This window comes from Bacillus sp. SD075, from assembly GCF_017355165.1.
Taxonomy (GTDB): domain Bacteria; phylum Bacillota; class Bacilli; order Bacillales; family DSM-1321; genus Peribacillus.
The window spans coordinates 117,466-137,046 of the sequence record NZ_JADILK010000001.1 but is presented as its reverse complement, the minus strand read 5'-3'; the positions used below and the strand labels follow the sequence as shown (position 1 = coordinate 137,046).

Here is a 19,581-nt window from a genome sequence, read left to right as displayed (position 1 = left end):
TATATAATATTAACCAGAGAAACTCATAGAAAATAGAGGTGCTACTACTTGGTATATAAAAAAATAAAGCCGAAAAAAATTTATGAAGAAGTCAGCGATGAACTTTATGAAATGATTCGGTCAGGCAGCCTGAAACCAGGTGAACAATTGGATTCCATTCAGCAGCTTGCGGAAAATTTCCAAGTCGGGCGCCCGGCCATCCGCGAAGCATTAAGTGCATTGAGTTCAATGGGCCTTATTGAAATAAAACAAGGTGAAGGAACATTCGTTAAAACCTTCGACCCTACCATCATGAACCACCCCTTGTCTGCCGCCCTTTTGATGGATCAAGACAATATCAAGCATTTACTGGAAGTTCGGAAAATACTTGAGTCCGGTACGGCAGAAGTGGCAGCGAAGAAGAGGACGGAAGAAAACCTTATCGAATTAAAGGAAAGGCTTTTTGATATGGAAAAGGTATCCGATGATGAAGAGTTAAGTGATAAAGCGGATATCGCCTTCCATGTTGCAGTGGCAAACGCCTCACAAAATGAGCTGCTGATTACATTGATGAACCATGTTTCAGAATTAATGACGGAAAAGATGCGTGATATCCGTCGGATTGCGCTTTATTCCGAAGAGATGACACTTAAGCAGCTTTACCAGCAGCATGTCAGGATTTATGATGCAATCGTGGCACAGGATGAAGATGGAGCCCGCAGTGCCATACTGTTTCACCTTCAAAGTGTCGAGGAATCACTGGACCGGGTCATCCAAAAAAATCAGCAAAAGCATCGTTAACCTCCTTTAATTTCAAAAATACCCTATACAAAAAAAGATTAAATTGATATATTATTTTGAAAACGATTACTTCATTAATAAATCTTGGAAATTGGTCTTAACCATTTCCTTTTTCCTTTTTTTAGTCATCAGATGACCTGTTAACCTATTTGGAAGAGGAGGAATTCAAATTGAAAGTTACTCTCTTTGCAACATGTTTAGTGGATTTGTTTCAATCCAATGTCGGCAAGGCTACAGTGGAGCTACTCGAGAGATTAGGCTGTGAGATCGATTTCCCGGAGTCCCAGATATGCTGCGGACAGCCCGCATATAATAGCGGGTATACGAAGGAATCGAAGGAAGCCATGAAAAAGATGATTAAAACGTTTGCGGATGCTGAATACATCGTAACCCCTTCCGGTTCCTGCGCAGCGATGTTCAAAGAATATCCGGTCCTTTTCAAAGGCGATGCCGAATGGGAAAGGAAAGCAGCATCAGTAGCGGCCAAGACTTATGAATTGACCCAATTCATCGTGGATGTCTTAAAAGTGACCGACGTCGGGGCGACCCTTAAGGGAAAGGCCACTTATCATACTTCATGCCATATGACACGGCTGCTAAAGGTGAAGGAAGCACCTGCCATTTTGTTAAGCCATGTCAGGGGGCTGGAAATGACCCCACTTCCGGATGCCCAAAACTGCTGCGGGTTCGGGGGGACCTTTTCAGTTAAGATGGGTGACATTTCCGGCCAAATGGTCGAGGAGAAGGTCTGCAATATTGAAGATACCGGTGCCGATTTTTTAATCGGCGGGGATGCAGGATGTTTGATGAATATCGGCGGCCGGATCCAAAGGAAGGGGGAGCCGGTGAAAGTACTTCATATTGCGGAAGTCCTGAATAGTATTTAAAGAAAGCGAGGAGGGAAAAACTTATGGCTATGAAAACCAGCTCTGCCAAATTTAAAGACCGGGTGGATGAAGGAATACATAATGATTTTATGCGATTGGCCGTATCGAGTGCCCAAGAACGATTACACGGACGGCGGTTGACTGCCGTTGATGAATTGGGAAGCTGGGAGGATTGGCGTTCCCTTGGGGAAGAAATCCGGCAGCATGTGCTTAGTAACCTTGATTTCTATTTACACCAGCTTGCAGAAAGTGTTTCGAAAAGGGGCGGTCATGTCTTCTTCGCTGAAACGGCTGAAGAAGCAAGCGGATACATTAAGGATGTCATTTTAAAAAAGAATGCCAAAAAGGTCGTGAAATCAAAATCGATGGTCACAGAAGAAATCAATTTGAATGCAACTCTTGAAGAAGTTGGCCTCGATGTCGTTGAAACGGACCTTGGTGAATACATTTTGCAAGTCGATGATCATGATCCCCCTTCCCATATCGTCGCACCTGCCCTCCATAAAAATAAAGAGCAGATTAGGGATGTTTTTAAAGAAAAGCTTGCCTATACGCAAACGGAAAAACCGGAAGAGCTTACCGCCCATGTGCGGGGCATTCTACGGAAAGATTTCTTAAGCGCCGATGTCGGCATTACTGGCTGTAATTTTGCAATTGCGGAAACGGGCTCGATTGGTTTGGTGACGAATGAAGGAAATGCCGATTTGGTCACTGCCCTCCCAAAAACACAAATCACCGTGATGGGGATGGAACGCCTTGTTCCTACATTCGATGAATTCGAAGTCCTTGTCAGCTTATTGACAAGAAGCGCTGTCGGCCAAAGATTGACCAGTTACATCACCGCACTTACCGGTCCGCGTGATGAAGGCGATATAGACGGACCCGAGGAATTTCACCTTGTGATCGTAGATAATGGACGATCCTCCATTTTAGGAACTGAGTTTCAATCCGTTCTTCAATGCATCCGTTGTGCTGCCTGTATAAACGTTTGCCCGGTCTATCGCCAGGTTGGCGGTCATTCATACGGTTCAATATATCCGGGACCTATCGGTGCTGTGCTTTCACCCTTACTCGGAGGATATGATGATTTCAAGGAATTGCCATATGCATCCACTCTTTGTGCAGCCTGTACTGATGCTTGCCCGGTAAAGATTCCTCTTCATGATTTACTGAGGAAGCATCGTGAAGTCATCGTGGAAAAGGAAAAAATGGCGCCATTTTCAGAAAAGATGGCCATGAAGGCCTTCGGTATCGGTGCTGCCTCGCCTATGCTTTATAAGTTCGGCTCCAAAATGGCTCCATCAGCGATGTCACCTTTTAAAACGGGTGATATCATCTCGAAAGGACCTGGACCACTCAAAACTTGGACAGAAAGCCGCGATTTCCCTGCTCCAGGGAAAGAGAGCTTTCGGGACTGGTTCAAAAATCGGGAAAAAGGAGGGGAACCATCATGAATGGAACCATCCATAATGAAGGGACATTTTTAAACAAAATAGCCAAAAACCTGGGAAGATCTCCTATTACGGAAGGCATCTCCGTTCCGGAATGGAAGCACGCCCCCCAAAAAGAAGTTTTGAAAAATGCGACACCACATGATCTTGTCGCTGAATTGGAGGAGCAATGTAAACGGGTGCATACCCAGTTTCACGTTACTGACTCCAAGCAAGTGATGCATCGTTTAAAACAGGTGATCAAGGAACTTGGAAACGGACCCTTGATCATCCCTAAGGACGATCGATTTTTCGACTATGGGTTAGAGGGTATCTTAAAGGAAGAAGATGTGCATATATGGGATCACCAAGCCGGGAATGAAAATATCGAAAAAGCAGAAAGTGCTAACATTGGAATCACATTCAGTGAGATAACACTCGCTGAATCAGCGACCGTCGTCTTGTTCAGCGACAAGGACCACGGCCGTTCCATCAGCTTCCTTCCTTCCTGCCATGTTTCCATCATTCCAAAAAGCACCATCGTCCCGCGAATGACCCAGGCCGCTGCGGCCATCCGTTCAAAAGTTGCCCGGGGCGAAGCCGTTCCTTCCTGTATCAATTTCATAACAGGGCCGAGCAATTCTGCTGATATCGAAATGGACCTTGTCGTCGGCGTCCACGGCCCCATCAAAGCGGTCTATATAATCGTCGAAGATAAGTAGAAAGGTGAAAATGGAGAGGACCTGATTAGGCCTCTCCATTTTCAACTTTCACTATATCACTCGTAAATGATCCGATCAACCGCTTCACGATCGAGGCGTTTAATCACTTCGACAATGAGCTTAACTGCATTCTCATAATCATCCCGATGAAGCATTGCTGCGTGTGAATGAATGTAGCGTGTGGCAATCGTGATCGCCAGTGCGGGAACACCATTGGCCGTTAAATGGATGGAGCCGGCATCCGTTCCGCCGCCCGGAATCGATTCATATTGATAAGGAATATCCATTTCATCAGCCGTGTCGGTGACGAAATCGCGTAATCCCTTATGTGCCACCATCGATGAATCATATATGACGATTTGCGGGCCTTCCCCCATTTTACTCATTGCTTCTCTTTCGGAAATCCCCGGTGTATCACCAGCAATGCCGACATCGACGGCAAAACCGATATCCGGCTGGATTTTGAATGTGGATGTTTTGGAGCCACGCAGGCCGACCTCTTCTTGGACAGCACCAATTCCATAAACTATATTAGGATGGTCGCTGTCTTTCAGCTGTTTAAGCACATCAATGGCGATTGCACAGCCAATTCGATTATCCCAGGCTTTGGCGAGCAGCATCTTTTCATTATTCATGACCGTGAATTCAAAATATGGCACAACCATATCCCCTGGCTTGACGCCCCATTCCTTAACCTCTTCTTTGCTGGATGCACCAATATCAATAAACATATCCTTAATATCAACCGGCTTCTTCCGCGCCTCCACTGACAGGATATGGGGCGGCTTGGAACCGATAATGCCAGTTATATCACCTTTACTTGTAACGATCGTCACGCGCTGAGCCAGCATTACCTGTGACCACCAGCCTCCTACCGGCTGAAAACGCAAAAATCCTTTATCATCAATCTGGGTGATCATGAAACCAACTTCGTCCATATGCCCCGTAACGACGATTTTCGGTCCGTTTTCATCACCCGTTTTCTTGGCAATTAAACTTCCCAGGCCATCTGTCGACATTTCATCCGCAAATGGTGTTATGTATTCGGTCATCACTTTTCTTACTTCACTTTCATTACCTGCAATGCCTTTAGCATCCGTTAAGTCCCGCAGCATCCTTAACGTTTCATCCAATTGAGCCATCGCCATACCTCCCTTTAACTTACATTACAAGAATAATTATACAGATATTCGATTGTATAAACAATCAGCAATCAATAGCCTTGCTTTTGCCTTTCGTAGTTCACTTCATTTTTGCTTACATACGCTTTTTCCACATCCACTGCTGAAAATCCAAGCAACTCCCCTAAATGTAAATACGCAGCAAAAACCTTTTGGAAAGATGACTCAGTCAACTGTGTGCGAAATTCACTAATGCAGCCGTAAATAGCAGTAAATTGAACCGTCAAATCCTCCTGTTGCATCTTGTGGGAGGATGGAACTTCCGGTACAAAACCCCGTTCAATCCCGAGTGACAAAATGAAATGAATGCCATCCACGTATTCAGCCAAAATCGTTTCCTTATCAGAGGGACCTTTAAGACTCCAGAATTTAAAACACCTTGTTTCATTGGCAAGCTCTCCAAGCTCCACTAATAGTGCGAGTATCTTCCGTTCCACCAAGTCTTCAGCACCCAAATCATGCTTTGATTGTATATGCTCATCCAAAGCTGTCTGCATTTCCATTAATTTTCCTATGTTCATTTTCATCACTTCTTTCCATCGTCTTCCCCTAAATTATATCAAATAAATGAAACTTATTAAAAACCCATACGTAAATGAAGGGAATCACTCTGTTTAAGGAGGTAGGCTCCATGGTATTGATCATGCGGTTCATTCTTTTGGCTCTCATCATTTTCTTAATATATACAGTCATCAAATACCTATTTAATCCGAAAAGAAAATTAGAGCTGGCACATGAACAGAAAAAGTTCTTTCTGCTCGACGATACAGCCAATATACGAAAGAATTTTTTATTGACGTACAATGGGGTGATGTTCGAAGGGGAAAAGTATTTAGGGACGACGGAACGCTCCTTTGAGGTCATCTCCATCTTCATATGGCCTAAAAAAGTGGCCGGCCTAAAAGGCTTAAAACGAAATGACTTCTTGAAAATCGAGGCAGCCATTAAAAAACAATATCCAGAGGCCGTTATCGATTGGAAGAGCCCAGTTAAGGAGTTTTTACAAAAATGATAAAAAATCACGCGTAATGAAGAGCCTTGAGGAAAATGGACTCAAGGCTCTATATTAATCATCTGAACGAAAAAATTCCTTCCAGGGGACGACCGTCTGCTTCTCTCTCAATAAATATAGCAATAAGGTTAAGGATAATAAAATAATGACGATCAGCGTTGGACTGAAATCTGCAATATAGTGGCCAAAAACCGTGTATACGAATGCTACAGGAAGATTGGTCATGAAGGATAGATAAAAATAATTTTTCAGCCCTTTATTGGATTCCAATAAGCAAAGCGACAGTAAGTAAAAGTGTATAAATGGTATTAGCCTCAATACCGCAATTTGCCTGCTGTTTAGCTTTCGGTTTCCAAACAGCTTATTCTTAAGCCGCAGCAACCTATCCTTTGTTTTTGGAAATTTGCCTATCACGAAATAAAAGGCCATACTGGACAAGGTCAAACCGATTACCGAATAGATGGTTCCAAAGGCTGCCCCGAATAATACTCCTCCAGACATGCAAACCACTATGACCGGAATGAATAAAAATTGCCTTAATAAATGAAAGGTGATAAAAATCAACGGTGCAAACACGCTTCCTGATTGAACGTAGCTCATCACAAGTGTCAGTTTATCATTCATGCTCTCCCTCCAGCTACTCTTTGCTGCTTCTACAAGCATATACATTATACGGGCTACATATTACAATTGAATGAATATCTTAATCAATAAGGCTATCTGAAGAATCATCAATATAGGCAGGCCCCACTTGAAAGCGGCATGTTTCGTCTTATGGCGAAATTGCTTCATCCCCAAAAAGGTCCCAATCCCTCCGCCTATGACCGCCCAGAACCAAAGTGTCTTTTCGCTGACCCGGTACTCCCCATGACGCGCTTTCCTTTTGTCGATTCCCATTAAGGCAAACCCGATGATGTTTGTGATGATCATATAAGCAGCAATGAACCATACTCCTTGCATCCTCATTCCCTCCTTCAAATATGTAAAAAGCCACCCTCTTGAAAAGAGAGTGGCTGTATCAGTCAGACTTATTTGTCTAATTGTTGTTTAGCAGCAGTTGCTAATTGAGCAAAAGCTTGTTCGTCAGCAACAGCAAGATCAGCAAGCATTTTGCGGTTCACTTCGATACCAGCAAGCTTTAGACCATGCATTAAACGGCTGTAAGAAAGACCGTTGATGCGTGCTGCAGCGTTGATACGAGTGATCCACAGTTTGCGGAAATCACGTTTCTTTTGACGACGGTCACGGAAAGCATAGTTTCCTGACTTCATTACTTGTTGGTTAGCTACTTTGAAAAGAATATGTTTCGCGCCATAGTAACCTTTAGCTAATTTTATTACCTTTTTACGACGTTTGCGAGTAACAGTACCGCCTTTTACACGTGGCATGTTATTTCCCTCCTATTTAACTCGATAAATCGAACTTATTTAATGTTGTCTAGCATATGACGAATACGTTTGAAGTCACCTTTGCTTACAAGGCTAGCTTTGCGAAGCTTACGCTTTTGCTTAGTAGATTTGTTAGCAAATAAATGGCTTGTGTAAGCGTTAGAACGCTTAAGTTTGCCGGATCCAGTCTTTTTGAAACGTTTAGCAGATCCGCGGTGAGTTTTCATTTTAGGCATAAGGTATTCCTCCTCATTACAAATTACTTTACAATTACTTTTCGTTTTTCGGTGCTAAGATAATGAACATGCTGCGCCCGTCCATTTTTGGGTGTTGCTCGATTGTAGCCACTTCTTTACATGCTTCAGAAAAACGAACGAGTACACGTTGACCAATTTCCTTATGCGTAATGGCACGTCCTTTGAATCGGATAGAAGCTTTTACTTTATCGCCTTTTTCAAGGAATTTAATACCGTTGCGAAGCTTCGTATTGAAATCATGTTCTTCAATCGTTGGGCTCAAACGAACCTCTTTCAGACTGATGACTTTTTGATTTTTACGTGCTTCCTTGTCTTTCTTTTGCTGCTCGAAGCGGTGTTTTCCGTAGTCCATGATCCGGGCTACCGGAGGCTTTGCATTTGCAGCAACTAAAACTAGATCAAGATTTACACGAGCGGCAATTTCCAATGCTTCGAATTTCGTTTTAATTCCAAGTTGTTCTCCGTTTTGGTCAATAAGACGAACTTCACGGGCTCGGATGCCCTCGTTTACCATCGCGTCTTTACTAATAGTTAGCCACCTCCAAAGATATTGGCGAATACGAATATTTGAATAAATTCGGTCACGCTCACAACTCGCTTACAGGATATAATCATAATAAAAAAGTGTGGATGCATGTTGCACCCACACTGATAGACTCATTCAGAAAGATCCAAATAATCAAATCATGACCTGTTAACTGCATTGTTTGCGTCAACCAGGTGAGAAGCGGGTGCTTCTTCTTTTCCTCAAACACGTATTCAATTCACTTTAGAAATATATCATAAACACTGATGACTTGTCAAATGCTAAATTTTATTCGTTTTTCACAACAAAATTAATATTATCAGACATTCTGTAATTTGACAATATGTTTTTTTAAAGTAATTGAGTCAAAAATATTCATCATGATACTTTCCATCAAAAACAGTGATCCCGCTTTATTCCTTCCTTATCAAAACCCATCTTTCGATATAAGGTAAGCGCAGGGGCGTTGTTTGCATCCACGGACAATTCCAGGCGCCGGATTTTGTTCGTCCTTGCATGCTCCTCCATTTATCCCCCATCCCCCTTTGGCTGCATTCCATACTTATCGAAGCCATCAAATGTTAAGAGTTTTCTTTCGCCTTTTTCTTTTTCTCCATGCTGTCCCAAGAAAATAGGACTATCCAAAAAAGCAAGACCGGGACAATGGCATATTGTCGATAATCATCCAATAACAATAAGACGACGATGACAAGGAATGTTGGTCCGAATAGATAAGAAAATTTCTTTTTCATGCTGACCCTCCTTTTCATTGCTGTACATATATTCACATGATTGTTTTATTTTATCATGCCTTAATTATAAAGAGGGACACAACTATATGTGTCCCTCTTTTTTGCTGTTAACGGCTTACTTCCGCCTTAATCGCTGAAACGAAATCTTCAAAAGCGATCGTTTCGGATTTTTGTTCACCGTATTTACGTACATTCACACTGCCTTCTTTAGCTTCATTGTCTCCAACGACCAGCATGTACGGGATTTTTTGCATTTGCGCTTCACGGATTTTGTAACCGATTTTCTCGTCACGTGTATCCAGATCGACACGAATGCCTTGCGCTTTAAGTTTTTCCTGTACTTCTTTCGCATAATCCAAATGCACTTCAGGTGAGACCGGTATCACTTGTGCCTGGATGGGTGCAAGCCAAGTCGGGAATGCTCCCTTGTATTCTTCGATCAAGTAGGCGACAAAACGTTCCATTGTGGAAACGACGCCGCGGTGGATAACAACCGGACGGTGCTGCTTGCCGTCCTCACCGACGTAATTAAGATCAAAACGTTCAGGAAGCAAGAAATCAAGCTGAACAGTGGAGAGCGTTTCATCTTTCCCTAAGGCAGTACGCACCTGAACATCAAGCTTAGGACCGTAGAATGCCGCTTCACCTTCCGCTTCAAAATAATCCAGACCAAGTTCATCCATGGCGTCTTTTAACATGCTTTGTGCTTTTTCCCACATGGCATCATCATCGAAGTATTTTTCTGTATCCTGAGGATCACGATAAGACAGGCGGAATGAATAATCCTTGATATCGAAATCTTTATATACTTCCAGAACCAGGTTCACAACACGCTTGAACTCTTCTTTGATTTGGTCGGGACGGACGAAAATGTGCGCATCATTCAATGTCATCCCACGTACACGCTGAAGGCCGGAAAGGGCACCTGACATTTCATAGCGGTGCATCAAGCCTAGCTCGGCAATCCGGATTGGCAGTTCACGATAGCTATGGATACTGTTTTTATAGACCATCATGTGATGCGGACAGTTCATCGGACGCAGTACAAGCTGTTCGTTTTCCATCTCCATGACAGGGAACATGCCGTCCTGGTAATGATCCCAGTGACCAGATGTTTTATAAAGGTCCACGCTTCCCATTACAGGTGTGTAGACATGGTCATAACCCAAACGTTCTTCCTTGTCCACGATATACCTTTCGATAGTCCGACGGATGGTTGCGCCTTTTGGCAACCACATCGGCAGCCCTTGACCCACTTTCTGTGAGCTCATGAACAAGTTCAATTCTTTGCCGATTTTACGATGGTCACGTTCCTTGGCTTCTTCGAGGAAACGCAGGTGTTCGGCTAAATCTTCTTTTTTATAGAAAGCAGTACCGTAAATGCGTTGAAGCATTTTGTTTTTGCTATCGCCTCTCCAGTATGCCCCAGCTATGCTCAATAGCTTGAATTCTTTGATTTTCCCCGTTGATGGAACATGAATTCCACGGCAAAGGTCAAAGAATTCACCCTGCTCATAAAGCGTTACCTGCTGATCGGCAGGAATCGCATCGATCAACTCCAATTTATACTCGTCGCCGATTTCTTTAAAACGGGAAATCGCTTCATCACGGCTCACTTCGATGCGGGAAATTTGTAAGTTTTCGTTAACGATTTTCTTCATTTCTTTTTCAATCAATGGAAGGTCTTCAGGAGTCAATGATTCCTCCAAATCCATATCATAGTAAAAACCGCCCTCGATGACTGGCCCTACTCCGAATTTAGCGTTTTTGTACAAACGTTTGATCGCTTGTGCCATCAAGTGCGCTGTACTGTGACGCAATACTTCAAGAGCATCCGCTGCGTCCTGTGTGACGATTTCGATAGTACCATCTTGTTCAATCGGGCGTTTCAAATCATATAATTCACCATTGAATTTTCCGGCAATGGATTTTTTCCTTAAACCAGGACTGATGGATGCAGCGATGTCTTCAGTTGTTGTGCCTTTAGCAAACTCCTTAACCGCTCCGTCAGGAAAAGATATTTTCAGTAATTCAGACATTCAGTTTCACTCCTTTTTATTGTTCAAACAAATTACAGGTTTTTGATTCCATTACAACACAAAAAAGCCCGCCCCTGTATAAAACAGGGACGAGCTTAGTAATAAATATCATTAACCCGCGGTTCCACCCTCGTTCCAGCTTGCTTTTCACGGCAAAATGGCACTTGTAACTTGGTAACGGCAGCTTCCCGTCAGCTCATAATCGCATAATGCCTGCTTTCCGAGCCGAAGTTTAAAGGTGGTAAGTGTTCCATGCGAATAGGAAGCTTACAGCCTGTTGGCTCCCCTCTCTGATAATCGGCGACTAGAATACCCTTGTCCTCATCATAACTTTTAGTTTTTTAATAGTATGTAGGAAATTATAATTTGTTATACGGGGAAAATCAAGGTTAATTTTCTTTTTTCCATGAAAGATCATTCAAATGCATAGAAAATGACGAAAGTGGCAGGACAGTCGCCCGTTCTTCGAAAATCCTTGAAATGGTCTGAATCAGCCCCTCTTCCTTGTCATCGGTATAGATGCACAAGTTTTCAGGAGCAATCGATAAAAGTGGGGCAAGTATCACCGTATCGAGAAAAAGTGAACTTTTGGCAAGAAGCCTCCTGTCGATCAAACTATTGATTTTTGGACGGTCGAGTTTGCTGAATTTCTGATCATAGAAATGAAAACCATCCCGGTTGACCAGGTGAAGCTTTCTTATTTTCGACTCCTGCCCATGAAGGCAATCACGGAGTGTAGCAATGAAATTTTGATAGTCCTGTTCCAGCTTGTATTCGTCAATCGCCTTGACGACATACTTTTCCAAAGTGTGCTGAAATGATTTTAAACGGAAGGTCGTAAAAGAATCGAATGAAAAAGATACCTTTCCAGCCAAGATGCTTTGAAGTCCTTCCTCAATCAATCGTTTTTCCGTACTGAATGCTTCATCTTGATTCCTGGCTCTTTCCACCTCGATGATTGATGATGCAATTTCGATGATGGCTTCAATTTCTTCCCGTTCCCTATAAAAAAATTTACCGACTATTATTTGCTCCAGAACAGGCAACGTCTTTTCTTCCAATAAAAAAGAATGAAATGCATCACGAAGCAGAATTAGCCATTTGTCACCTGAAGACTTCGTCATATCCACATGCATGCCTTGTTGCGGAAGAATTCGAATGTATGCTTGAAATTCTGCCCCCAGTGGATGGACAGAAACGAAATTCAGTAATTTCAATGCCTCTGAATCGTTTTGAAACGAAATTTGCACTACGACATCCCCCCTTCCCCCTTGCTTCTTTTTTCATGTATATGGGGATGGGGGCGTGTTTAGAAGTAGGATGGGCCTTGTAAGAAGAAAAAAGTGACCTCCGTTAAGAGACCACTTTTCTTCATCTTCTCCGATTCACGCCATCAAGCTTGACCGGCTCCGCCAAATATTGAATTCTTTCCAGTACTCTGGCCGCCTTCACTTCTTCCTTCTCACCACGCTGTGAAAAGGTTAGGTGGTTCTCCAGGCCATTCAAGTCAAAATTCGAAGTGAAAAACGTCGGCAGGTTTTCCAGCATCCTAAATTGCAAAATCGGGCCAAAAACCTCATCGCGTCCCCAGCTCGTCATGGACTCCGCTCCAATATCATCCAGCATGAGGACAGGTGCCATTTTCACCATCTCGATTTTTTCATTGACCGTATTATCACCTATCGATCCCTTAAGTTCCCTCAAGTAGTCAGGGACATAGACAATAAGGGAGGAAATTTGCCTTTCTGCAAGTTCATTGGCAATCGCACCTAATAAGTACGTTTTCCCAACACCGAATTTCCCATATATATATAAGCCTTTTTGCCTTTTACCTGGCTCATATTCCATAATGAACGAAATCGCCTTACTTAAAACATCCAAGCGTTTGTTTTCATTATCCGTCTGGGTAAAGTCCTCAATGGTCGCCTTTAAAATATCCTTCGGTACATATAGGCTGCGGATCAATTTTTCACGTTTCCGCTTTTCATCCTCTGCCAATTTCCGCGGGCAGATTTCATAATGCAGGTTCAGGGCCTTCCCTTGAACCACCAATTTGGGATAATACCCTTGCATCATATTGATGCAGCCATTCAAGCTTGGACATTTATCACACTTATTGCTTTGTGAAGTGAACTCATAAAGCTTCCCCAAATTTTTATCAATCATTTCCTTCGTGACCGTCGAACTGTTGGCATTCAAAAATAACCGCACTTGTTCGTCTTCAAAAATCTCCTGTTTAAGCTTTTCATATCGCTGTTGAAATTGATTTGTATTGGCCAATTTATTAAGGGATCTATTAATCTTTTCCATCGTTCATTTCACCTCCTGCTTTCCACTGCTTCCATCTCTCCTGAAGCTCGCGTTTCTGGGCGTTCAATTCAGGCTGATCTGCATTCTGCTCCTGCTGGACTTCTTCTTTTTTCTCAAGCCACTCCGGAACCACTTCTTCCCGTATCGCTTTTTTTCGGCTGCTGCCCTTAGCATTCCTGCTTCCTTGAGCCCAGTCCTGGTATTTCCTATGTTCATTTTTAGCTAATTCCATAGCCTCGACGACAGTAGAGACCTTCAGCCGTGCCCAATGGCCCGCCAGCTTTTCCACATACCCCTTCGTAAACTTCATATCCGTTTTGAGCATGACATATTCAATCAAGACATTAACGACACCAGGATTAAGCTTTTGATTGATCATCACGCCCTCAACCACTTTCAAATCACTGCTTGATGGCTCTGCACCGCCAGACAATTGCATCAGCCGCTCCCTTGGAGAAATCGTCTCCAAATGACGGATTAACTCTTGTTCCTGTGTTTTCGGTTCTTCTTTTTGTGTCCGTTCACGAATTGGCTGCACCCGATTGACAAGTGAAGGCATATCAGCCTGCCGTTCAATCTGATACCAGTCCCTTGCCGCCTTTCTAAGTACTTCCTCATCGATCTCATCATCCAATGAAACGGCATCCATTACTAGTTTTTGCATTTCCAGCGGATCAATCCCATATAAAAAGGCAAGTTTGGCAATCGTACTTTTCATTTTCGTAGTAAAGGCCTTTTTCGGCACGATCGAGGATTTCATTCCGGCAAATAGCAGGTCAAAATCAAATAAGTCGTCAAATCCCGATGGCTCGACGCCTTCCGCCCGATCGATGAATTGCTGTTCAGGCATCGGTTTCCATTCGTTTTTCGCTTCATCCGTTACATATAAAGAGTCCAAATGATCTGATGAGAATACTTCCGCAAAAGATTTAGTCACACCTTCATATTGATCGGTTAAGATATGGTCATCACAAAAGAACCTTTTTAACCGATTGAATTGCGCTTTACCGATTTTTTTGTATAAGTAAATATTCAGCATTCCATCCGTGAAAAACTGCTGGGGGGAAAGCGGCGGGTTTAACTCATAGATAAATTCCTTCGTTTCATTATTCGATTTCTTATATACATTCAACAGGCCGATTCCCTCAAGTAAAAGGCGTGCTTCGTAAATATCACCTAACTTAAGGCCGATGGTATTCATTAATTGATAATGCGAGGAGGTTTCCGACCATAGCCTGTTTTCCTCCAACTCACTCCATAACGTCATATATAGGCTTATGCAGATAGGTCCAATAAGAGGTTGATATAGTCGGGTAAGTATTTTCCGATCATAATCATGAAGCAGCCCCGCAGATGAGACCAAATATGAATCCGCTGGGAGCAATTCTTGCCAATGCATTGACATCTCCATTCAAACCTTTCAAAAGATGTAGTGAAAAAAGAGCCAAAGTAAATCTTCAGCTCTACTTTCTTTCTTTATTTATTAAATCTTTCAATTCATCAATAAAGACATTGATATCTTTAAATTGCCGATAGACGGATGCGAACCTTACATAGGCAACCTCATCGACTTCTGCCAGCTTGTCCATTACCATTTCGCCGACACTGTCGCTTTTCACTTCCGATATGCCCTGGTTGCGTAGTTCTTTTTCTACATAACTGGTAATTTGCTCTAGTTCCTTCAAGGGAACCGGACGTTTTTCGCAAGCCCTGATTAAGCCACGCAGGATTTTATCACGACTGAACTCTTCCCGTGTACCGCCCTTTTTCACTACAATAAGCGGTGTTTCCTCCACCTTTTCAAATGTCGTGAACCGAAAACTACATGCCTCACATTCACGGCGTCGTCGAATCGATTTACTTTCATCGACTGGCCTGGAATCGAGCACTCTTGTTCCGTTATATTGACATGATGGGCATTTCATCATTATCAGCTCCGTATTTTATGTAGGACTCCCCTATCTAAATGTTCCCCAAGGAATTACTTCTCTATCTTAATCTTATATTAAAAGGAACGGCCAGTACAAGTAAAAAGTGTAACTTCCAGCAGCAGGCACTTTTTGTTCAGCCCTTGAAGCACCGTTGCCTAGGTCTTTGTGCTATAAGGCAATCCTCTCCTCTAAAGCGGAGCAGACTGCCGATTCATTGCATTAAAAAAGAGATGCACCCATGGCATCTCTGTGTATACGTGTTTTTTATAGGGCACTTATATTGGCTTTTTTCATTTGTACAGGACCTAATCCACGTGGTAATTCTATGTTTTCACGTGTTTGCGCATTCAAAGCTTCTGCAATATAATCTGCCGCAATATTCGGATCCAAGTTACCGCATGTATAGACATCGATGCTCGCATAGCCGTGTTCTGGAAAACTGTGAATCGTTAAGTGTGATTCAGAAATGATGACAACCCCGCTGACCCCTTGTGGAGCAAATTTGTGAAAGGCAACTTCTCGTACCTCAGCACCTGATTTCAAAGCAGCATCAACAAAAATCTTTTCAATTAAATCGATATTGTTCAGTTTTTCAAAGTCACAACCCCAAAGTTCAGAGATGACATGTCTACCCATTGTTTCCATAGTGTAAGCTGTTTCCATATTAAGCTTCCCCCTTACCATGATTTAAAAATAAGTTCTGATAACTACCACGGGGGAAAGTTAGTCCAAAGAGGTCCTAACCCTTTAAGTAGCCATCATGCAAACCTCTTTTGAAGAAGTTCACGATTCATAGTATATATGGTTTGAATTTTTTTTGCAACTCCAAATTGAATTTTCGGGTAGATAAACTTTATATGTAATGGGGATATAGCAAAGGTTCAAAAGAAGAGAAAATTCTGTTACTTGTTTATTCAGTGCCATAAAGCAGCCAGAATTTGATTAATCACAGAATTAAAAATAGCCCGCTAAAAAATTTTAGCAGGCTCGATTTCTTCATTATTTGACTGATAATTCGACTTCGGAAGTTTTTTTCAACTCGGATCCAACCAATTTCACAAGGTCCACTACCCGGTTGGAGTAACCCCACTCATTATCATACCATGCAAGGACTTTCACTTTCCTGTCCCCAATCATCATCGTCGTCAAACCATCGATGATTGCAGAATGAGGATTCGTTTTGAAATCACTGGAAACTAAAGGTTCCATCGTGAATTCCATAATTCCTTTGAGTTCATTTTCTGAAGCATCGATGAAGGCTTGGTTCACTTCATCAATCGTGACATCACAGTTTAAATCCACAACAAGATCGACTAAAGATACGTTAGGTGTCGGTACGCGTATTGCCATACCATGAAGCTTGCCTTTTAATTGCGGCAACACTAGCGAAATGGCTTTTGCAGCTCCTGTAGTCGTAGGAATGATGCTTTCTGCAGCGGCACGGGCACGTCTTAAGTCCTTGTGCGGGTTATCGATATTATTTTGATCATTTGTATAAGAATGTATCGTTGTCATTAAACCGTTGTTTATGCCGAATTTTTCATCAAGCACTTTTGCAACCGGTCCAAGACAGTTGGTTGTACACGATGCATTGGATATGACGAAATGCTTGTCAATTTCCAGCACTTCCTGATTTACTCCCATTACAATGGTAACGTCTTCATTTTTGCCCGGCGCTGATAAAATAACTCTTTTTGCTCCTGCATCCAAATGAAGAGCCGCTTTAGAACGATCATTGAATTTGCCCGTGGCTTCAATTACAATATCTATTTTCATCTCTCTCCAAGGCAATAGCTTTGGATCGCGGTTATTTATTAGTTTTACTCGGCGGCCATTCACTACAAGTGAATCATCTTCCGCTATAATGATACCGTCGAATTTACCATGTATCGTATCATATTTTAGTAAGTGTGCTAAAGTTTCAGCTGGATAGCTTGCATTAATGGCAACAATGTCCAAACTCTCATCTAATATGGCCTTTCGGAAAACCATTCTTCCAATTCTCCCAAATCCGTTAATCGCTATTCTTGAATTCATTGTTCGGACCCTCCAGAAAATATTAGTGTTATACTTATTACCCTTCTCATGTAATTAGTATAACATAATTCAATGGTATTGTGCTAATAAAAATGCGGATTGTTCTCATTTTTTCAACATAAAAAGAAGAAACCTGCCGGTTTCTTCTTTTCAGCATAATTATATGACATGCCATTCGCTAAGTATGGACTTCACTTGCCTCTTCGTTTCATCAATGTCCCCGTTATTATCGATGACGGCATCCGCTAAAGCCTTTTTATCGGCCAAGGGCATTTGCGAATTGATCCGTGCAAGTGCCTCCGTCTCCGAAAGACCATTCCTTTTCATTAAACGTTGCAATTGAACTTGCTCATCCACATATACCAAAAGCGTCTTTTCCACCATGGATGTCAGCTTGCTTTCGAACAGGAGCGGAATATCCATGAACACCGTTTCTTCCCCTGATGATAGTGCCGTTTCCGTTTTAAGGCGCATCCAATTCCTGACGGCAGGATGCACGATGCCATTCAATAGCAATCTCTTTTCCTCATCATGGAATATGATCGATCCGAGCTTTACGCGATCTATATTCCCATCCGCCAATAAGATATCTTCACCAAATGCCTTCACAACTTGATGATAGGCTTCCTCACCTGGCTCAACGACAGCACGGGAAGCCATATCTGCATCGACAATCGTGAATCCTAATTCCTGTAGATAGAGGCTGACACTGCTTTTCCCACTGGCGATGCCTCCGGTGATTCCGATGATTTGTCCCATAAGCTCCCCCTTTTAACCATGTTTCATAATTTGAATAAACCGATGAGAATCAATAGTACACCTGGAAGAAAGGTCAAATGCTGGACAAGTTTATTATTCGAAAGCAATTTCCCGCTTTGAAGACCGCTCCAAATGAAAATCGAACTCATACTAGCGATGCACCCTGCAAGGATAATCGGTGAAATCCCGATCATAGCCGCACCAACTCCGGCCCCGAACGCATCCAGCGAGAGTGCGAACCCCAGAACAAGGGCTTCAACACCCGTTATCGTACCTGATTTATCAAAATCGGCATTCAATGGTTTTTGTAAAATATTAATGGCTACCCCAAGTGACTTAATTTCAAAATTAAAGATGATCTTTTCATGGTATCTATCATCTTTTAGATCTTTTTCAGGCTTAAAATACTGGTACACCATCCAGGCTCCAAGAAAAATGAGGATGATGCCACCCGTTTTTTCAGCAGCCCCGATAGATATGAGCTGACTGATGAATTGTCCGATGACCATCGCTATACCTAAACTCAATGCAGAACAAACTGAGATGACCGCTATTGACCTTAAGGGGATTTTCATCTTCCGCATACCGAATGTCAAACCTACGCCAAACCCGTCAATACTAACTGCAAAAGCGAGAAAAATAATTTGTAGCCACATCGGAATATTACTCCTTCCATTCTCGTTGCTACCCTAGTATATGGAAGGAGCCCATCCGATGTGTTTGAAAAAACATTACCTATTTTAGAGGCTGGCATAACGGGCAAATATGTGTGCCGCGTCCTGCAACAACCAGTTTTTCAAGGGGTGTGCCGCATGATTTGCAGTTTTCGCCCTTTCGTCCATAAACATTCAGTTCCAACTGAAACATGCCAATCTGCCCTTGGGAATTAATGTATGAACGGATCGTACTACCGCCTTTTTCCACAGCTTCTCTCAACGTTGCGATGATTTCCGCATGCAACGTTTTGATTTCCTCCAATGAGAGGGAAGATGCAATTCTCTCAGGATGGATACCGGAACGGAATAACGACTCGTCCACATATATATTCCCGATCCCAACGACAACCGTTTGATCAAGGAGAACGGGCTTGATTTTCCTGTTGGTCCTTGCCAACTTCGCACTAAGCCCCTCGACAGTAAAATCTTCAGATAAAGGTTCAGGCCCTAAGTGCAACAGGGGCAACCGCTCACGTTCTTCCCCTTTTGCAAATAGATGCATCGTTCCGAATTTCCGGACATCCCTGTACCGAAGTTCACTGCCATCCGTGAAAGTGAAGATCACATGTGTATGCTTATCATACGGCTCCTCTTTTGGATGGACGCCGTATTTCCCCTCCATCCTTAAATGCGAAACCATCGAATAATCATCCAAAGTAAAAATGAGGAACTTGCCCCGACGGCCTATTGCCTGGATCGTCTGCCCTCTTAAAGCATCCTGAAACTGTTCGACTGGCTCAGGCGCTTTGATGATCTTTGGCCAGAAAACGGACACTTCCTTGATCTCTTTTCCAAGTACGAGCTGTTCTAACGTTCTTCTGACTGTTTCCACTTCTGGAAGTTCTGGCATTGCA

At 42.7% G+C, this 19,581-nt stretch carries 24 protein-coding genes and 1 other annotated feature; of the genes, 5 read left to right on the top strand and 19 right to left on the bottom strand.

Translation table 11 applies throughout. The features are described 5' to 3' along the window. Positions 1–48 precede the first annotated feature (48 nt). The 4 genes from IOC57_RS00655 (at position 49) to IOC57_RS00640 (ending at position 3,819) form a co-directional block, all read left to right on the top strand. Entirely contained in the window at positions 49–780 is a 732-nt protein-coding gene (locus IOC57_RS00655) for a FadR/GntR family transcriptional regulator (protein ID WP_207436910.1), read from the top strand. 170 nt (positions 781–950) lie between these two features. Next, complete coding sequence (locus IOC57_RS00650; RefSeq protein WP_207436909.1) at positions 951–1,667, top strand: (Fe-S)-binding protein; 717 nt, start codon at positions 951–953, stop codon at positions 1,665–1,667. Positions 1,668–1,690: 23 nt separating this feature from the next. Next, positions 1,691–3,121 carry a LutB/LldF family L-lactate oxidation iron-sulfur protein gene (locus IOC57_RS00645; protein ID WP_207436908.1) on the top strand — a complete coding sequence of 477 codons (1,431 nt, stop codon included), beginning with the start codon at positions 1,691–1,693 and terminating at the stop codon, positions 3,119–3,121. After that, entirely contained in the window at positions 3,115–3,819 is a 705-nt protein-coding gene (locus tag IOC57_RS00640; protein WP_207437179.1) for a LutC/YkgG family protein, read from the top strand. Before IOC57_RS00645 ends, IOC57_RS00640 begins: the two co-directional genes overlap by 7 nt. Before the next feature lie 56 nt (positions 3,820–3,875). On the opposite strand, the gene IOC57_RS00635 is transcribed toward IOC57_RS00640, so the two are convergent. Together IOC57_RS00635 and IOC57_RS00630 are read right to left on the bottom strand one after the other, a co-directional pair. Then, on the bottom strand, positions 3,876–4,961 hold the full coding sequence (locus IOC57_RS00635; protein ID WP_207436907.1) for a M42 family metallopeptidase: 1,086 nt from the start codon (positions 4,959–4,961) through the stop codon (positions 3,876–3,878). A gap of 71 nt (positions 4,962–5,032) precedes the next feature. Further along, positions 5,033–5,521, bottom strand: coding sequence for a dUTP diphosphatase (locus tag IOC57_RS00630; RefSeq protein WP_207436906.1), 489 nt, complete (start codon positions 5,519–5,521; stop codon positions 5,033–5,035). Between the two features lie 110 nt (positions 5,522–5,631). Between IOC57_RS00630 and IOC57_RS00625 the strand changes: the two genes are divergently transcribed. Further along, positions 5,632–6,012, top strand: coding sequence for a sigma-w pathway protein ysdB (locus IOC57_RS00625; protein ID WP_144480505.1), 381 nt, complete (start codon positions 5,632–5,634; stop codon positions 6,010–6,012). A 54-nt stretch (positions 6,013–6,066) separates the two neighbouring features. Here the strand turns inward: IOC57_RS00625 and IOC57_RS00620 are convergent, their stop codons facing one another. The 17 genes from IOC57_RS00620 to mutM all read right to left on the bottom strand — a co-directional run bounded on the left by IOC57_RS00620 (position 6,067) and on the right by mutM (position 19,577). Next, complete coding sequence (locus IOC57_RS00620; protein ID WP_101222877.1) at positions 6,067–6,636, bottom strand: TVP38/TMEM64 family protein; 570 nt, start codon at positions 6,634–6,636, stop codon at positions 6,067–6,069. 60 nt (positions 6,637–6,696) lie between these two features. Further along, entirely contained in the window at positions 6,697–6,972 is a 276-nt protein-coding gene (locus tag IOC57_RS00615; RefSeq protein WP_207436905.1) for a DUF1294 domain-containing protein, read from the bottom strand. Positions 6,973–7,040: 68 nt separating this feature from the next. After that, the gene (gene rplT, locus IOC57_RS00610; RefSeq protein WP_034309067.1) at positions 7,041–7,400 is read right to left on the bottom strand and encodes a 50S ribosomal protein L20; all 360 of its coding nucleotides are present in this window, start codon (positions 7,398–7,400) and stop codon (positions 7,041–7,043) included. Positions 7,401–7,435: 35 nt separating this feature from the next. Further along, complete coding sequence (rpmI, locus tag IOC57_RS00605) at positions 7,436–7,636, bottom strand: 50S ribosomal protein L35 (RefSeq protein ID WP_034309070.1); 201 nt, start codon at positions 7,634–7,636, stop codon at positions 7,436–7,438. Between the two features lie 34 nt (positions 7,637–7,670). Beyond that, the gene (gene infC / locus IOC57_RS00600) at positions 7,671–8,171 is read right to left on the bottom strand and encodes a translation initiation factor IF-3 (RefSeq protein ID WP_034309072.1); all 501 of its coding nucleotides are present in this window, start codon (positions 8,169–8,171) and stop codon (positions 7,671–7,673) included. 98 nt (positions 8,172–8,269) lie between these two features. Continuing rightward, positions 8,270–8,406: a sequence feature (ribosomal protein L20 leader region), on the bottom strand. 170 nt (positions 8,407–8,576) lie between these two features. Beyond that, a complete protein-coding gene (locus IOC57_RS00595) occupies positions 8,577–8,711 on the bottom strand; it encodes a GNAT family N-acetyltransferase (protein ID WP_207436904.1) in 135 nt (44 codons plus the stop codon). Between the two features lie 53 nt (positions 8,712–8,764). Continuing rightward, the gene (locus IOC57_RS00590) at positions 8,765–8,935 is read right to left on the bottom strand and encodes a hypothetical protein (RefSeq protein ID WP_207436903.1); all 171 of its coding nucleotides are present in this window, start codon (positions 8,933–8,935) and stop codon (positions 8,765–8,767) included. A 107-nt stretch (positions 8,936–9,042) separates the two neighbouring features. Continuing rightward, positions 9,043–10,974 (bottom strand): threonine--tRNA ligase, encoded by a 1,932-nt coding sequence (thrS, locus tag IOC57_RS00585; protein ID WP_207436902.1) that lies wholly within the window; start codon positions 10,972–10,974, stop codon positions 9,043–9,045. Positions 10,975–11,363: 389 nt separating this feature from the next. Next, positions 11,364–12,224 carry a sporulation protein YtxC gene (gene ytxC / locus IOC57_RS00580; protein ID WP_207436901.1) on the bottom strand — a complete coding sequence of 287 codons (861 nt, stop codon included), beginning with the start codon at positions 12,222–12,224 and terminating at the stop codon, positions 11,364–11,366. 121 nt (positions 12,225–12,345) lie between these two features. After that, positions 12,346–13,284, bottom strand: a complete 939-nt coding sequence (gene dnaI, locus IOC57_RS00575) for a primosomal protein DnaI (protein ID WP_207436900.1) — start codon at positions 13,282–13,284, stop codon at positions 12,346–12,348. Continuing rightward, a complete protein-coding gene (locus IOC57_RS00570; protein WP_286184399.1) occupies positions 13,271–14,683 on the bottom strand; it encodes a replication initiation and membrane attachment family protein in 1,413 nt (470 codons plus the stop codon). Before IOC57_RS00570 ends, dnaI begins: the two co-directional genes overlap by 14 nt. Before the next feature lie 64 nt (positions 14,684–14,747). Beyond that, complete coding sequence (gene nrdR, locus IOC57_RS00565) at positions 14,748–15,209, bottom strand: transcriptional regulator NrdR (protein ID WP_207436898.1); 462 nt, start codon at positions 15,207–15,209, stop codon at positions 14,748–14,750. Positions 15,210–15,479: 270 nt separating this feature from the next. Beyond that, the gene (gene speD, locus IOC57_RS00560) at positions 15,480–15,860 is read right to left on the bottom strand and encodes an adenosylmethionine decarboxylase (RefSeq protein ID WP_034311443.1); all 381 of its coding nucleotides are present in this window, start codon (positions 15,858–15,860) and stop codon (positions 15,480–15,482) included. Between the two features lie 354 nt (positions 15,861–16,214). Further along, positions 16,215–17,252, bottom strand: a complete 1,038-nt coding sequence (locus tag IOC57_RS00555; RefSeq protein ID WP_207436897.1) for a glyceraldehyde-3-phosphate dehydrogenase — start codon at positions 17,250–17,252, stop codon at positions 16,215–16,217. 159 nt (positions 17,253–17,411) lie between these two features. Next, positions 17,412–18,011 (bottom strand): dephospho-CoA kinase, encoded by a 600-nt coding sequence (gene coaE, locus IOC57_RS00550; RefSeq protein WP_207436896.1) that lies wholly within the window; start codon positions 18,009–18,011, stop codon positions 17,412–17,414. Between the two features lie 23 nt (positions 18,012–18,034). Then, positions 18,035–18,667, bottom strand: a complete 633-nt coding sequence (ytaF, locus tag IOC57_RS00545; protein WP_207436895.1) for a sporulation membrane protein YtaF — start codon at positions 18,665–18,667, stop codon at positions 18,035–18,037. Between the two features lie 79 nt (positions 18,668–18,746). Further along, positions 18,747–19,577, bottom strand: coding sequence for a DNA-formamidopyrimidine glycosylase (mutM, locus tag IOC57_RS00540; RefSeq protein ID WP_207436894.1), 831 nt, complete (start codon positions 19,575–19,577; stop codon positions 18,747–18,749). Positions 19,578–19,581: the final 4 nt, after the last annotated feature.